Below are 15812 nucleotides of genomic sequence, written 5' to 3' on the forward strand. Positions count from 1 at the left end.
ACTTGGGTCGGCTCATCCCTTGACCGCGCCGGTGAGGCCACCGACGATGCGGCGTTCGAAGAGGCTGAAGAACACCAGCGCCGGAATCATCGACAATGAGGTGAACGCGAGAACCTTGGCCGTGTCGACCGAATATTCCGACGCGAACGCCTGCACGCCCAGGGGCAGGGTGAAGGTCTCCTGATCGTTCAGGATGAACAGCGGCAGCAGGTAGCTGTTCCAGCTGTTCACGAACGCGAGGATGCCGGTGGTGATCAGGCCCGGCACCGAGAGCGGGAGCACCATTCGCCAGAAGAAGCCGAGCCGGCTGCACTGGTCGATGGCTGCGGCCTCCTCGATCTCCCGGGGGATGGCCCGCAGGAACGGGACCAGGATGATGATGGTGGTGGGCAGCCCGAAGGCGATCTGGGGCAGGATCACGCCGGGCAGCGTGTTCACCAGGCCCAGGTTCTTGATCAGGATGTAGAGCGGCGTGATGGCGACCGTCGCGGGGAACATGAGACCGGCGGCGAACAGGGCGTACATCACTCCCCGGCCGCGGAACCGGTAGCGGGCCAGCACGTAGCTCGCCATCACCCCCAGCCCGACGACGCCGATGGTGGTGATGACCGCCGCGATCGTCGAGTTGCCGACCTGGCGCCAGAAGGTCTCGCCGGCCAGCACGTCGGTGTAGTTGCTGAACACCCACGGGTCCGGCAGGCCCGCCGGATCGGTGGTGATCTGCGAGTTGGTCCGGAAGCCGCCGATGATGATGTAGAGGACGGGCCCGAGCATCAGCCCGATGAGCATCAGGACGCCGACGTAGACGGCCGGATTGCCCTGCCGTGGCTTGGCCATTGCTACCGTCCTCCGGTGAGCGCGCCCTCGGTGTCCCGGCGCAGGACGAAACGCTGGTAGACGAGGGCGATGAGCATCGAGATGAGGAAGAGGACCACGGCCACGGCGTTGCCGTACCCGTAGTTGCCGGCGTTGCGGCCCTCGGCGACCATGTACGTCGCCATCGTCGAGGTGCCGGCGGTCGACGCGACGTACTGGCCCCAGATGATGTAGACGAGGTCGAACAGCTGTAGGGCGCCGATGATCGACAGGAACGCCCAGATCCGGATGGTCGGGCCGAGCAGCGGCAGGGTGACCCGCCACTGCGTCTGCCAGTAGGTGGCGCCGTCGACCGCGGCCGCCTCGGACAGCTCCTCCGGGATGTTCTGCATGCCGGCCAGGAAGAGGATCACCGCGAATCCGATGTACTTCCAGGTGAGGATCAGCATCAGGGTCCAGAGGGCGAGTTCGGGATTCGCGAGCCAGTCCTCGGCCAGCCAGCCGAGGCCGATCGACCGCAGGACGTCGTTGACGGCGCCGTTGGTCTGGAGCATGAGACTCCAGGCGGTCCCGACGATGACCTCGGAGATCACGTACGGGACGAAGATGAGGATCCGGATGATCGACTGGCCGCGCATCCGGTGGTTGAGCAGCAGGGCGAGGCCGACGGCGATCGGGCCCTGAATCAGCAGCGACAGCACGACGATCTGGCCGTTGTGCAGCAGCGCCTCGTGGAACGCGGTGTCCGCCAGGATGGTCCGGTAGTTGTCGAGGCCGACGAAGTCGGTTGGCGGCCCGAAGCCCTTCCACCGGTAGAAGCCGTAGTAGGCGGCCATCAGCACCGGGAAGATGACGAAGCCGGCGAACATGAGGATCGCGGGGCCGGAGAGCACCGCGATCTCGAGTCGCTGAGCCCAGCCGATGCCGCGCCGGCGGGGCCGCGCCGGGGGCGCCGGCTTTACGCCGCCCCCGTCGCGGACCCGGTCGGCGACTGTGAAGCTGCCGGCCACTATCAGCCCTTCTTGGCCGCGTCGTTCACGGCCTGGATGATCCCGGCGACGTCACCCTTGCCGGCGAGCAGGTTGACCACGCCGACGTTCAGGGCGTTGCCCACGTTCTGGCCGTAGATGGTGTCGAGCCACAGCGAGACGAACGGCGCCTTGTTGTAGGCGTCGAGAACGGCCTTGAGGTAGTCCTCGGTGACCGCGCCCTGGGCCTCCTTGCTGACCGGCAGCGCGTTGAAGGCCTTGTAGTAGCCCTCCTGCACGTCCTTGGTGAGGATGTAGTTGAGGAAGTCGGAGCACTCCTTGGGCGCGTCGGCCGAGCAGGAGTAGCCGTCGGTGCCGCCCATGATCGCGGCCGGGTCGCCCTGGCCGCCGGGGACCGCCGGGAACGGGAAGAAGCCCAGGTCGGGCAGCGGCTTGGTGTCCTTGGTGAGCGACGCGATGACGCCCGGGTCCCACGCGCCCATCAGTTCCATGCTCGCCTTGTAGTTGGCCACCAGGCCGGCCGAGCTGCCCGCGCCCTGCTGGGCGGAGGTGGTCAGGAAGCCCTCGTTGAACGGTTTGGTGTCGGCGAACGCCTTGAGGTTCTCGCCGGCCGTGGTCCAGCAGGGATCGCTGAAGTTCTTGTCTTTGGCGGCGGCGTCGAGCGCGGCCGGCGCGCAGGCACGCAGCGCGAAGAAGTAGTACCAGTGGGCGGCTGGCCAGGCGTCCTTGGCGCCGAGGGCGATCGGCGTACCGTTGGCCTTGAGCTTGGTGACGGCCTGGTTGAGCTCGTCGAGTGTGGTCGGCGGGGTGGTGACTCCCGCCTTCTGGAAGACGTCCTTGCTGTACCAGAGACCCCCCGGCAGGATCGATACCGGTACGGCGTACGCCTTGCCGTCGACCTGCCCGGTCTTCAGGGCTGCCTCGCCGACCGCCTGCTTGGTCTCGGCGGTGATGTCGGCGGTGATGTCCTTGAGCTGGCCCGCCTCGACCATCGCGGCCATCTTGCCGCCGCCGCGCTGGAGGAAGATGTCGGGCGCCGAGCCGGAGTTCAGGGCGGTCTGGAGCTTGCCGTCCAGGTCCTCGTTCTGCACCTGCTGGATCTTGATCTTGACGTTCGGGTGGGCGGTCTGGAAGTCGGCCACCGTCTTGTCCCAGAAGGCCTTGCCGGGACCGGTGGTGGCGTTGTGCCAGAAGTCCATCGTGACGTTGCCGCCCGCGTCCGAGCCGCCGTCGTCGTCGCCGGTGCAGCCGGCCAGTCCCATGGCGGCCAGTGCTACCGCGGCAGCCACCGCGAGGGTCCTCTTATATGTCATGAAAGCCTCATCTCTCGCTACCGAAAGTTTCGGAGTAATTCCGGAAGATGCCGCCAAAGCTAGGAAGAGAGAGGGGCCCTGTCAAGGCGTTCAGCATGACCCGATGTCACACGTACGTAACGGCAATCGCCTGATTACCGCCGCAAATATGGCGCAGGAGAGAACCGGAGCCGCCGGAACCTGACGGAACTTTCGCTGGACTTCCGAAGGAAACGGCTTAAACTGAGTGCCACTCTCGCGGAGGGCAGCGCATGACCATCGAAGCCGTCATCAACGTGGACCTCGACGGCCCGAAGATCAACCGGCATGTGTACGGGCACTTCGCCGAACATCTGGGCCGCTGCGTCTACGGCGGGTTCTACGTCGGCGAGGACTCGGCCGTCCCGAACGAGGGCGGCATCCGCCTCGACGTCGTCGAGGCGTTGCGGGAGTTGGGCATCCCGAATCTGCGCTGGCCGGGCGGCTGTTTCGCCGACGAGTACCACTGGCAGGACGGCATCGGGCCCCGCTCCGAACGCCCCACGATGGTCAACACGCACTGGGGCGGCGTCGAGGAGAACAACCACTTCGGCACCCACGAGTTCATGGCCCTGTGCGAGATGCTCGGCGCGGAGCCGTACATCAGCGGAAACGTCGGCTCCGGAACCGTCCGGGAGATGAGCGAGTGGGTCGAGTACCTGACCCGCGACGGCGACTCGCCGATGGCGCGACTGCGGCGGGCCAACGGCCGCGACGAGCCGTGGCGGGTGCGGTTCTGGGGGCTCGGCAACGAGACCTGGGGCTGCGGCGGCAACATGAGCGCCGACCAGTACGCGTACGAGGCCCGCCGTTACGGCACCTACTGCCGGGATCACGGGGACAACCGGCTCTACAAGATCGCCGCGGGCGCCAACGCCGACGACTTCACCTGGACCGAGACGCTGATGAAGCAGATCGGGCACCTCGGCTGCAAGCGGGTCACGAGCACCGCCTTCCACGCGCTCTCGGTGCACTACTACACAGTCACCGGGCCGACCTGGGATCAGAAGGGCTCGGCCACGTCCTTCGACACCGGCGAGTACTACCGGACCATGGTGGCCGCGGCCAGGATCGAGGAACTGCTCGCCGGCCACGCCGCGGTGATGGACTGCTACGACCCGAACAGGACCGTGGGACTGGTCCTGGACGAGTGGGGCACATGGTTCGACGTCGAGCCCGGCACCAACCCCGGCTTCCTCCACCAGCAGAACACGCTGCGCGACGCGCTGGTGGCCAGCGTCCACTTCGACCTCTTCCACCGGCACGCCGACCGGCTCGTGATGGCGAACATCGCACAGACGGTCAACGTGTTGCAGGCGATGATCCTCACCGACCCGGACACGCACGCCATGGTCCTCACCCCCACCTACCACGTCTTCCGGATGAACCGCGGCCACCAGGACGCGACGTCGCTGCGGGTGGACCTCCGCGGCCCGCTGCCGTCTCGCCCGGTCGGCGACGCGACGCTGACGACCGTCTCGCTGTCGGCCAGCCGCAAGGACGGACGGCTGCTGATCTCGCTGTCGAACCTCGACGCGGACTCCCCCGCCGACGTGGAGATCGACCTGCGCGGCGGCACGGTCCACGACCTGCGCGCCCTGATCCTGACGTCCGCGGCGCCGCAGGACCACAACACCCCCCAGTCGCCGTCGGCGGTGGCGCCACGGCCGTACGACGGGGCGTCCGTGACCGGTGGCCGACTGCGGGTGCACCTGCCGCCGCACTCCTTCGTCACCGTGAGCGGCACCCTGTGAGCCGGGTCCGGTGAAACGGGCGCCCACCCGGCGGTGGGCGCCCGTTTCGCCTTGCCTACCTGCGGGTGATGTCGCTCTGGGTCACCTTGCAGTTGGCGTCGTTCCAGCCCTCGCCGAGGTACTTCGGCTCGCTGCCCTTGGCCACACCCTGGTACTTGCCGCACACCGTGGCGCTGGAGGCGTTGGTCAGGGTGACGCGGGTGATGGTGGCGGTGTCGCCCCAGTTGCTGTTGATGCCGGCAACCATGTCGATGTCGTTCAGCAGCACGTTGTCGATCTTGACGTGACGCTGGTACGAGTTGGTGCAGTTCCCGCAGCCGCGGTACAGCTTGCCGGAGCCGCTCAGGTAGAAGCCGGAGATGTTGACCGTGCCGTTGCCGTTGTGCTGGAAGGTCTTGTCGCTGCCGTTGCGAGCGCCGCCACCGATGACGTAGCTGGTGCCGCCGCCGGTGCCCTTGAAGGTCGCGGCGTCCTCGCCGATGTCGTTCCACCACACGTTCCGGATCGTGCAGGTGCCCTCGCAGTGCACGCCGTCACCGGCGGGCGAGCCGAGGATGACGTTCTGCAGGGTGCCACCGTTGGCGATCTTGAACATCGGGTCCTGGGACTCGCTCTGCGACCCGTCACCGATGCAGCAGTAGGTCTTCATGCCACCGTCGAAGGTGCCGGAGACGTTGACCGTGCCGGAGATCGACACCGTGCCGGCCGAGGACGGCCACGCGCCGGTCGGGGTGCCCGGGTTGCTGGTCGGGCCCGTGGTGGGACTGGTGGTCGGGCCCGCGGTCGGGCTGCTGGTCGGGTTCGATCCGCCGCTGGCGTACGTCTCGAACTCGGAGATCCGCGGCGCGGCGGACGCGCTGGTGATCTCGAAGGTCAGCTTCTTCAGCGATGTCGAGGAGAACGTGATGGTGCTCGGGCTGCCGCTGCCGCTGGCCAGGGAGGCGCCGGTGTCGGCGTTGAGCACGCGCCAGGCGCTGATCGAACCACCGCCGGAGGCCTGCCGGATGGTGGCCGAGGACACCGTCGTGGCGCTGCTCCACTTGACCGAGACGTAGCCGGTCGCGCTGGCCGGCGACCAGTAGGTGGCGGTGTCGCCGTCCCGGACGTTGCCGTAGCTGGTGCCGCTGGCCTTGCTGGAGCCGTCCGCACCCGCGCCGAGGCTGAGGTTGTCGGCGGCGAACGCCTGGACCGATGGCATCGCCAGCGCGATCGCGGCACTCGCGGCCGCGGTCGCTCCGACGGCTATCCACCGTACGACGACTGGACGTTTCATCAGTTGCTCACCTTCATCTGGGGATGGGGTCGCGCCTTCAAGCGGGGGGAAAGCGCTTTCCTCGGCACGATAGAGGCTGATCGATACAAAAGACAAGCGACGGCGGTGAGGGCCTTCCGGCCCTCACCGCCGTCGCTGATCAGTTTCAGACGTGTCAGGTCGTGGTGCAGACCGTGCCGTTGAGGGTGAACGCGGTGGGCGGCGGGTTCGAGCCGGTGTGGGTGGCATTGAAGCCGAAGCTGACGGTGCCGCCCGCGGGCAGACTCCCGTTCCAGGAGGCGTTCGTGGCGGTCACCTGGGTTCCGGACTGGGTGACCGTCGCGGACCAGGCCTGCGAGACCTTCTGGCCGGCGGAGTACGGGAAGGCCAGCGTCCATCCGTTGACCGCGGTGGACCCGTTGGTGATCGTGACGGTCGCGGTGAAACCGCTGCTCCAGTCGTTGGTGGAGTAGGCGATCCGGCATCCGGCGGCCGGCACAGACGGGGAGGCCGACACTGACGGGGAGGCCGACACCGACGGGGAAGGTGAGACCGACACCGACGGCGAGGGCGACGGGTTCGTGCCGTCCGGCACCGCGCCCCACACCAGCGCCGACCCGTCGAACAGCGGCACACCGGTGTTCGGCCCCGCCGCGGCCCGGTACGACGGATCGTCGGCCGGGTCCCACACCCCGCCCTCGGCGACACCGATCTTGAGCTGCACCTCCATCCGGTGGGCGGACTGCCCGGCCGGCGCGATGGTGTAGCCGGTGCAGTCCACCTCGACATACCAGACGTCACCGGAGTGCTGCTTCGCCGTGGTCGGTCCCGGACATCCCTGGGTGTAGGGCGAGCTGATCTGCAACGCCGACGCGTCGTCGCGGGTGAAGTAGTAGCGGAACTTCCCGGCGGTCAGCGCCCGGGCCGGGAACGCCGATCTGTTGTAGACGATCACCTTCACCCCGGTGGACCGGGTCTCGTTCTGCATGATCGTCGTCTCGACCGACAGCTCCGGGATGTCCGGCTTCTCAGCGACCGGGAAACCGGTCAGCGCCGCCCCGCCGTACTCGCCGTACAGCCGGGCCACGGCCGAGGTGAACCCGGCGTTGTAGTCGGTCGCCACCTCGTTCATCACGTAGTCGCCACGGTTGTCGGTGTAGGCGTCATCCGGTGAGGACGGTCCGCCGACCAGTGCCCCGTACAGGACATGTCTGGTCTCGACCGGCACCTGCTGGCTGTCCCACCACGAGCCGTGCGCCGTACGGTGATGGGGGTTCTCGGGGGAATTGGCGCCGAACCCGATCACGTAGCTGGAGCTGCGCGGGTTGTCGCCGAGGGCGTAGTTGATCTGCCGCACCGCGAAGTCGTGGTAGCGCTGCCTACGGGTGGCGTCGCTGAGGTGGTCGCTGTGCACGAGCGCGACGAACGCGGTGTTGGCGGCGTAGCGCAGCGCGCCCCACGAGTCGACGACCACCATGCCGCCCGGTGACGTGCGGACCTTCTCACCGTTGACGCCGACGGTGAACCAGTCGAGCCAGCGGTTCGCGTCGTCGAGGTACTTCTGCTTGCCGGTCAACTGGGCGAGCAGAACATAGTTGCCGTACTGCTTGTTGTCCCAGGAGATCGTCCACTTGTACATCTTGGTGGTGGTCTGGTTCTCGTTGCCCTGCGCGTCGTACCCCGCCTCGGCCTTGGCCAGGTAGGTCGCGTCGCCGGTGGCCCGGTGCAGCCAGATCGCGCCCCACACCAGCTCGTCGGCGTAGCCGCTCCAGGACCGGTAGAACGACGTCGCGTCGGTGATGCACTCGTGGTAGCTCTTCCGCACCCGGTCGGCGAAGGAGTAGAGCTGCTTGGCGTGCGTGAGCAGGGTGTCCGCATAGGCCGGGTCGGTCGGGCGGAAGACCATCGAGCTCGCTGCCATCGCGGCCGCCGTCTCCGCCGCCAGCTCACTGCCACCACAGGTCGCATCGATCTTGTACGCCGGGCGCGCCATCGGGAGCACCTCGGCCGGTCCCCACCACTTGTGGTCGTCGTCGCCCTTGCCGACCTGCCCGTACAGGACGTCGGCCGAGGGGTGCGCCTTGATGAAGTAGTCGTTGGGCACGCGCAGGTTGTCGAGCAGGTGGGTGAGCTGCCCGGAGCCGGCGTAGGCGTCCCGGTTCTCCACGGCGCCCCAGGCCAGCATGGTGGTGGTGAAGGCCATCGGGAGACCGAACTTCACGTGGTCGCCGGCGTCGTACCAGCCACCGGTCAGGTCGAGCCCGGCGCCGGCGCCGTCGGTCATCGCCGAGTCGCCGCGCCAGGACACCCGGTTCCAGGCCGGCTTCTTCCCGGACACCTGGGCCTCGTAGAACAGCAGCGATTTCTGGAGCACTTCGCCGTACCGGTAGGGCGCGGCGGCCGCATCGGACGGTACGGCGGTCCCGAGCAGACCGACGCTGAGCGCGGCGGCCGTCAGGACCGTGGCAAACTTCTTCAACATGGGCCCCCACCTCGCAAGACAGTGACCAATATCGTTGCATGGGAGCGCTCCCAATTTCAAGATTGTGTCCACGGTGTTAGCATCTGCCCACTGCCGCATAGACGTCCGTGAAAGTCGCTATCCCCGCGTCGAAGCGCTTCGACGACGCCGTGCGGTTCCCCCTCGGAGATGGGAAGCTCATGAGAAGACGCAAGATCGCGCTCTCCGTGACCGCCGCGGCGCTGCTCACCAGCGCGGCGGCCGTCGCCACCGCCCTCCCCGCGTCCGCCGCCGCCGGCTGCCGGGTCGCCTACACGGTGAGCAGCTCGCTCACCTCGTGGACGCTGGTCTGGTCCTACTCGGCCGGCCAGACGGTCACCCAGGCCTGGAGCACCAGCCTCACCCAGAGCGGCTCGACGGTCACCGCCAAGAACGCCGGCTACAACGGCTCGATCGCCACCAACGGGACCACCGGCAGCAACCCGGTGCCCACCGCCTTCACCCTCAACGGAACCGCCTGCACCGGCGGCGTGACCAACCCGACCACGTCGCCGACCACCTCGCCCACCACCTCGCCGCCGTCCACCGGTGTCCCGTCCGACGCGGTCTGGTCCGGCTCCGGGCAGTGGGACAACTGGACCAGCAACGGCTACACCGTCTACAACAACATCTGGGGATCCGGCGCCGGCACGCAGACGGCCTGGGCCCGGACGCCGAGCAACTGGGGCGTGATCGCCAACCACCCGCGCACCAGCGGCATCAAGTCCTACCCGAACGTGAGCTACACGCTCAACCGGACGCTGAGCTCGCTCAGCACGCTCAACAGCTCGTACAACGTGACGGTGCCGGCCAGCGGGGACTTCGTGACCTCGTACGACATCTGGGCCAACAACAACGCGTACGAGATCATGATCTGGACCAACAAGCTGGGCGCGGTGGGCCCGATCGCCGAGTCGTACGACTCCAACGGCGCGGTCCCGACCGCCCGGGACGTCAACGTGGGCGGCGCCACCTGGAACATCTACCGCGGCTCGAACGGCGTCAACACGGTCTACTCGTTCGTCCGCACGTCCAACAGCAACTCCGGCACGCTCAACGTGCTCGCCATGCTGAACTGGCTGCGCACCAACAACTGGTGGGGCGACGTGACCCTGGGCCAGTTCCAGTTCGGCTACGAGATCTCCGGCACCGCCGGCCAGGCCGCCTTCACCACCAACAGTTACAACCTGAGTTTCAGCTGACCCGCCGGATCAGTAGGCCCGCGGCGCTCCCATGCCGCGGGCTCCCCGCGTGCGTGAGTAGGCGCTGGCCACCAGATGGGTCAGGTCGAGCAGGCCGGCGAAGACCACCCAGAACCACTCCCAGCCGACGAGACCCACGCCCGGCGTGTAGAAGATGACGTAGAGCAGCGTGGCGAACGGGAAGAAGATCAGGCCCAGCAGCGGCCAGATCCACCCCTCGAAGGCGGCGTCGACCAGTCTCGGCCGCACCAGCCAGATGATGAACAGAGCCAAACGCGGAAAGATCCCCGCGAAGATGGCGAACAGGCATCCCATCTGAACCCCGCTTCCTCGAGGAGCCCAGACTGCGGGGGTCCAGGGTGGCCCGCCTCATTCGCGGCGGATGAGAACCGGTCACGTTCACCCCGTCCGGATGATCCGCGCATCGGGCCGGACCGATGTCATGGATCCGTGACAGCCTCTGCGACGACCGTTCTGCTGCTGGTGGTGGGTGCGCGCTTCCTCGTACCCCTGCTGATCCCGCGCTTTCCGCTGCCGGCGATCGTCGCGGCGCTGATCCTGGACGGCATCGACCAGACGGTCTTCCAGATGTTCGGGTTCGACCCGCCCGGCTACCAGGGCTACGACAAGGCGATGGACGTCTACTACCTGGCGATCGCCTACCTGTCGACGCTGCGGAACTGGGCCAACGGGCCGGCCGTGCAGGTGGCCCGCTTCCTCTACTTCTACCGGCTGATCGGGGTGGTCGCCTTCGAGTTGGCCCAGTTGCGGGCGCTGCTGCTGATCTTCCCGAACACGTTCGAGTACTTCTTCATCGCGTACGAGACGTACCGCCTCTTCTGGAACCCGGCGCGGGTCACGCTGCGCCGCTGGATCATCACGGCGGCCGTGATCTGGATCTTCGTGAAACTGCCGCAGGAGTGGTGGATCCACGTCGCACAGCTCGACTTCACCGACATGGTCGCCGAGGTGCCGTGGTTCGGCCCGGCGGTGGTCGCGGCCCTGATCCTGCTCGGCCTCGTCTACTGGTACGCGGTACGCCCACGACAGCCCGAACCGGACTGGCAGTGGCACGTCGCCGCCGACCCGCTGCCCCGCGGAGCCGTCACCGTGGCCGACCGCAACCGGTGGGTCGCCGAGCACGGCCGGCTCCTGTCCACCGCGACGCTGGAGAAGGTCACCCTCATCGGCCTGCTGTGGGTGATCTACGCCCAGGTGCTGCCCGGCACCACCGCCACACCGATCGAACTGTTCCTCGGCACCAGCGTGATCGTCCTCGCCAACGCCGCCGTGAGCCTCCTCGTCGCCCGGTCGGCGCGCGGCATGGAGCGTACGCTGCTGGCGTTCGGCGTACGCGTACTGATGAACGTGGGTTTGATGTTCGTCGCCGAACGGCTGCTCAGCGCTGACGGCCGGCAGTTCGACTCGGCGGCCGCGCTCTTCTTCGTCCTGCTGGTCAGCCTGCTCACGCTGCTCGACGACCGCTACCGGCCGATCTACGAGATGCGCTTCGCCACCCCATCCACCCGCGTCCCCTAGCTTCGCTCGCGTCCCTGGCTTCACGCCGGTCCCTGGCTTCACGCCCGTCCCTGGCCTCACCCACGTCGCTAGCCTCACGGCCGTCCCTAGCCTCACCGCGTCCCTAGCCTCACCGCGTCCCTAGCCTCACCGCGTCCCTAGCCTCACTCGTGTCCCCTAGCGGAACGCCGTTTCCCAACGCTATTGTGCCCGCATGATCGGCCGAGCCAGGCGGACAATCGTGAACCTCGACGACGAATCTGAGCAGATCAGGCAGGTGACGGCCTACCCCGGGCACCCGCCGGTCAGCGTGCGCCGCGGCGCCGGGGCGCCCTTCGGATGGTGGCCCGCCATCTGCATCGCCCTCGTCGCCGCCATCGACCGGGTCGAATACAACCTGCTGGCCGGTGCGCTCCCGACGATCCAGAGAGAGTTCGGCTTCAGCGACAGCGAGGGCGGCGCGATCGCCACCGCCGGCGCGATCGCCGCGATCATCCTGCTGCTGCCCGCCGGAAAACTCGCCGACACCGGCAAACGCACCTGGACCGTCTCCGCGATCGTCGCCGTCTGGGCGCTGCTCACCATCGGCACCGGCCTGGCCGGCTCCTACGCCGCCCTCTTCGCGGTCCGGGTGCTGCTCGGCGCGGCCGGCCAGCTCTACAACCCGCCGTCATCCAGCCTGCTCGGCGACCTCTACCCCGGCCCCGGCCGGGCCCGCGCCTACGGCTACGAACGCATGGCCTACTTCGCCGGCCTGCCCATCGGCGTCATCGCCGGCGGCGCGCTCGCCCAGACCGTCGGCTGGCGCACCGGCTTCTTCCTGGTAGCCGTCCCCGGCATCATCATCGCCGCCCTCGTACTCACCGTCCGCGAACCGGCCCGCGGCGTCGGCGACCAGCTCTCCCGCTGGTACACCGACAGCTCCACCGAGCAGTCCTCATCCGCTCCAGCCGCCCCGATTCCGTCCCCTCCAGCCGCCGCGATTTCATCCGATCCAGCAGCCCCGACTTCATCCGATCCAGCAGCCCCGACTCCATCCCCTCCAGCGGCCACGACTTCATCCGCTCCGACCGCGCCGATGCGGATCCAACTGGCCGCTCTGCTCCGCATCCGCACGCTGCGCTCGGTGATCACCGGCCTGAGCATCCTCTTCTTCGGCCTGGGCGGCCTCTTCTTCTGGATGCCGTCGTTCTACGCCCGCGTATTCGCCCTGCCCGAAGCCTCCGCGGCGGCCATCGGCGGCGGCACCGGCCTGGTCGGCATCGTCGCCGGCATCCTCACCGGAAGCTGGCTCGGCGACCGCCACCACGGACATCGGGTCGCCATCGGCGGCTGGTCACTGCTGTTCGGCACGGCCTTCCTCGCCGGCGCCGTCAGCGTCCCGGTCCTCGCACCGCAGGCGATCTGCTTCACCCTCGCCAACGTCGGCTTCGCCGCCGCCATCGCCAACCTGACCGCCGCCAACGCCGACGTCGTCGCCGCACATCGCCGCGGCCTCGGCTTCGCCGTGCTCCAGATGTTGGTCACCCTCGGCGGCGCCCTCGGCCCATGGTTGATCGGCCTGGCCTCCGACGCCAGCGGCTCACTGCGCTGGGCCTACACCGTCGTCCTCCTCCCCCTGGTCATCGGCAGCCTGATCGTCTTCCGCGGCCAACGCACCTACCGCCAAGACGCGGCCGCCGCCCTCGGCACCGACCGATAAGGATCAACCCCATATGCCCACCTGGCTGCCTGGTCACCCTGCGCCCCTCCCGGGGAGAACGGCCTGCGTGCCCACGCACCCTCACCCCAGCGGCTGACGCCGCACCCCAGCCCGACGAGTTCCGGCGCACAGAACCGCCCGGCCGACCACGTCATCCCAGCTCAGTTCTTCATGCGCACCGACCCACCGAACCCGCCGGTCCGCAGCGTGCGCCCAGACCCACCGAACCCGCCCGCCCACAACGTGCGCCCAGACCCACCGAACCCGCCCATCCACAGCCTGCGCCCAGACCCACCGAACCCGCCCGCCCACAACGTGCACCCAGACCCACCGAAACCGCCCGCCCACAACGTGCACCCAGATCCGGCCGAATCCACTGGCCACACGACCAGTCTGGTGTGTGCACTGGGTTGGGCGAGAGCCGCAGCGGGTGCACACGCCAGGTGCGGCGTGTGCACCCGCCCGGGCTGGACCGAGGAGGGCGCGGGCGCTATCTGCCAGGATCCCCGCTCGCGCGGGGACACCCGAATCGAACGGAAGTAGGAGGAAGCGCTCGCATGGCCTCGGCTGTCGTCGTTACGCGGGGATCAGTTCGGCGAGCCGATCCAGGGTGTACACCTCCGAGCCGGCTGGCAGGCCCTCGGGCGCGTGGATGCCGATGAAGGTGACCGGCTCGTCCGGTGGCGAGCCGTCCCACAGGGTCACCTCGGTCCGCTCGCGCCAACGGTCGACGAGGTAGGACATGGTGAGGTAACGCCGCTCCATGAGGGCGCGCACCCGGTGGGCCGTGGTGAACGTGTTCTCCTCCAAGCGGTTGAACGACGGCCAGCCTCGCAGGTAGAGGTGCAGCCACACCGCCTGCCACCCCTGCTCGGTCTTGACGAACACCACCGGCAGGGCGATCCGGCCCCTCCCGCGCATCTGCGACCGCGACCGCACGGTCCGCGCGTCGAACGGGGCGCCCTGCTGCTCCGGCGACCGGCTCTGGTAGCCGAACATCGACTCGGCGACCTCGTCGAACGACTCCCCCGCGTAGATGTTGACCTGGGGAACCACATACCGCCCGGCGATGCTCAGCGGCACGTCGATGAACTCGGTCGCGCCGTTCGCCGCCTCGGTGAGATCGCCGGAGTGCACCACCCCGTCGTGGCGGTAGTTCGTCCAGGAGACCTGGCCCGCAGTCTGGAAGTCGTCGTCGAGCAGCTGGACCGACAGGTCGTAGTCGGTGCGCCGGCTGTCCTGCCGCCAGTACATGAAGAACCGCAGCAGCTCACCGGAGACCGTCGCCCGCGAGCCCCGGGGAAGCACCGCGAAGCCGCCCTCGGACGCCTTGCCGGACAGCGGCAGTGCGACGTCGAGCACCTCCGGGTCGACCACGAGTGGCCGCTCCCACGCCGGCAGCCGAGCACCGATCTCCGCGTCGAGCAACGCCGACAGCTCCGTCACCAGGTCGGCCGGCAGCGGTGGCCGCCGGTCCGGCCCGACCCACGCGCTGCGCGACCGGCTCGCGTACATCCGGGCCGACGCCGGCGTCAGCCGGTTGCCGACGTGCTCACGCAGCGAGCACAGCACCCGGGCCGACGCCGAACCGAACGCACCGGTGACGGCCTCGACCACGGCGGCGCGCTCCGCCGGCGGCGCCAGACGCAGCAGCCGGTCGGCGGAACGCAGCAGCAGACCCGGCGCGGACGACAGCACCGATGCCGCCGAACCGACGGCCCCGGCCTGGATCGCCGACTCGGCACGCCCGGCGAGATTGCGCACCTTGCGCTCGCCGCGCGCGACGGCGAACACCTCACGGGCGTGCGGCCACTGCTCGTACTCATGCGGGTGCAGCCGCTCACCCAGCCGCTTCCACCGCTCGGCATAGCGGCCGATGTCGCCCAGCTTGGCCGGGCTCGCGGCGACGACCTGGTCGAGCGCGGCCAGCAGGACCCGCCGCTCCGGGCGCCGGAAAGACCGGAACCGGGTGGCGGTCGCGAGCGAGACGTCTCCACCGGACACGTGGCAGGCCAGGCGCAGCACATCGGTCGTGCTGTCCACACCGACCAGTTGCCGGCCGAGGGCGAGCCGAACCCCGTTGAGCACCGCACGGTTCTCCCGCACCGGGATCTCGGCCGGCTGGGCGGCGTCCGTGCAGGCGGACGCGAGTTCACCGAGGATCGACAGGTCGGCCTCGCCGAGCGGGGTCGTGCTGCCGGCCAGCGCGAGGTAGAGCCGCTCCGCCTCGACCTCGGCGGTGTCGCCGAGCCGCAGCAGGGTGACCCGGTCGCCGGCTCCGGCGATCAGCTCGTCGCGGACGGCGAGCATGTCCGCCCAGGTGTGCTGGTAGGTGCCGTAGCCGGGGAGATCGAGCAGGTTGATCCCGCCGGAGCGGACCGCGTCGCGCAGCTGCTCGTCGGTCGCCGTGCCACCGCCGGTGAGAACGGCGGCCCGCAGCCGCTCGGCCCAGAACTCGATCGTGTCCGGCACGCCCTCCGGGAAGCCGATGAAGTAGGGGTTGTGCCGCACGTGGTCGCCGGCCAGCTCCCGGACCGCGGACACGACCGTGGCGGCGAGGTCCATCGCTGGGCCGGGCGCCAGGGCGCCGAGGTGGTCGAGCAGGTCGCGCGACGCGGCGAACCCGACGTCCAGCAGTGCCGCGTCCAGCTGCCGGGCGACGCCCGACCCGTCGCCTGCCGTGCCGGTGCCCGCTGGCACGCGCAGGGTCTTCTGGATGATCAGCTTCTCGAGCATGCGGCCCTCCGT

General features: G+C 68.9%; 11 protein-coding genes. 4 read left to right on the forward strand and 7 right to left on the reverse strand.

The features are described from left to right. Positions 1-12: 12 nt before the first annotated feature. From IEZ13_RS27195 to IEZ13_RS27205, 3 genes are read right to left on the reverse strand one after another with little or no spacing between them, the layout of a single operon-like run. Complete coding sequence (locus tag IEZ13_RS27195; protein WP_183218215.1) at positions 13-837, reverse strand: carbohydrate ABC transporter permease; 825 nt, start codon at positions 835-837, stop codon at positions 13-15. Positions 838-839: 2 nt separating this feature from the next. Continuing rightward, positions 840-1826, reverse strand: coding sequence for a carbohydrate ABC transporter permease (locus IEZ13_RS27200; protein ID WP_183218213.1), 987 nt, complete (start codon positions 1824-1826; stop codon positions 840-842). 2 nt (positions 1827-1828) lie between these two features. Beyond that, a complete protein-coding gene (locus IEZ13_RS27205) occupies positions 1829-3118 on the reverse strand; it encodes an ABC transporter substrate-binding protein (RefSeq protein ID WP_183218211.1) in 1290 nt (429 codons plus the stop codon). A 251-nt stretch (positions 3119-3369) separates the two neighbouring features. Between IEZ13_RS27205 and IEZ13_RS27210 the strand changes: the two genes are divergently transcribed. Further along, on the forward strand, positions 3370-4890 hold the full coding sequence (locus IEZ13_RS27210) for an alpha-N-arabinofuranosidase (protein WP_183218209.1): 1521 nt from the start codon (positions 3370-3372) through the stop codon (positions 4888-4890). 55 nt (positions 4891-4945) lie between these two features. Here the strand turns inward: IEZ13_RS27210 and IEZ13_RS27215 are convergent, their stop codons facing one another. Continuing rightward, positions 4946-6163 carry a pectate lyase gene (locus IEZ13_RS27215; RefSeq protein WP_183218207.1) on the reverse strand — a complete coding sequence of 406 codons (1218 nt, stop codon included), beginning with the start codon at positions 6161-6163 and terminating at the stop codon, positions 4946-4948. 154 nt (positions 6164-6317) lie between these two features. Further along, a complete protein-coding gene (locus IEZ13_RS27220; protein WP_183218205.1) occupies positions 6318-8624 on the reverse strand; it encodes a glycoside hydrolase family 9 protein in 2307 nt (768 codons plus the stop codon). Positions 8625-8803: 179 nt separating this feature from the next. Between IEZ13_RS27220 and IEZ13_RS27225 the strand changes: the two genes are divergently transcribed. Beyond that, complete coding sequence (locus IEZ13_RS27225) at positions 8804-9844, forward strand: GH12 family glycosyl hydrolase domain-containing protein (RefSeq protein WP_189285754.1); 1041 nt, start codon at positions 8804-8806, stop codon at positions 9842-9844. 9 nt (positions 9845-9853) lie between these two features. Here IEZ13_RS27225 and IEZ13_RS27230 read toward each other — a convergent pair whose 3' ends face one another. Further along, on the reverse strand, positions 9854-10117 hold the full coding sequence (locus tag IEZ13_RS27230) for a hypothetical protein (RefSeq protein ID WP_229795080.1): 264 nt from the start codon (positions 10115-10117) through the stop codon (positions 9854-9856). 177 nt (positions 10118-10294) lie between these two features. On the opposite strand from IEZ13_RS27230, the gene IEZ13_RS27235 reads away from it, so the two are divergent. Both IEZ13_RS27235 and IEZ13_RS27240 read left to right on the forward strand, forming a co-directional pair. Further along, positions 10295-11383, forward strand: coding sequence for a hypothetical protein (locus IEZ13_RS27235; protein WP_183218199.1), 1089 nt, complete (start codon positions 10295-10297; stop codon positions 11381-11383). Positions 11384-11603: 220 nt separating this feature from the next. After that, positions 11604-13064 (forward strand): MFS transporter, encoded by a 1461-nt coding sequence (locus tag IEZ13_RS27240; protein WP_189285755.1) that lies wholly within the window; start codon positions 11604-11606, stop codon positions 13062-13064. Between the two features lie 576 nt (positions 13065-13640). Here the strand turns inward: IEZ13_RS27240 and IEZ13_RS27245 are convergent. After that, on the reverse strand, positions 13641-15800 hold the full coding sequence (locus IEZ13_RS27245; protein WP_183218195.1) for a TerD family protein: 2160 nt from the start codon (positions 15798-15800) through the stop codon (positions 13641-13643). Positions 15801-15812 lie beyond the last annotated feature (12 nt).

This window comes from Actinoplanes campanulatus, assembly GCF_014647795.1.
GTDB classification, from domain to species: Bacteria; Actinomycetota; Actinomycetes; order Mycobacteriales; family Micromonosporaceae; genus Actinoplanes; species Actinoplanes campanulatus.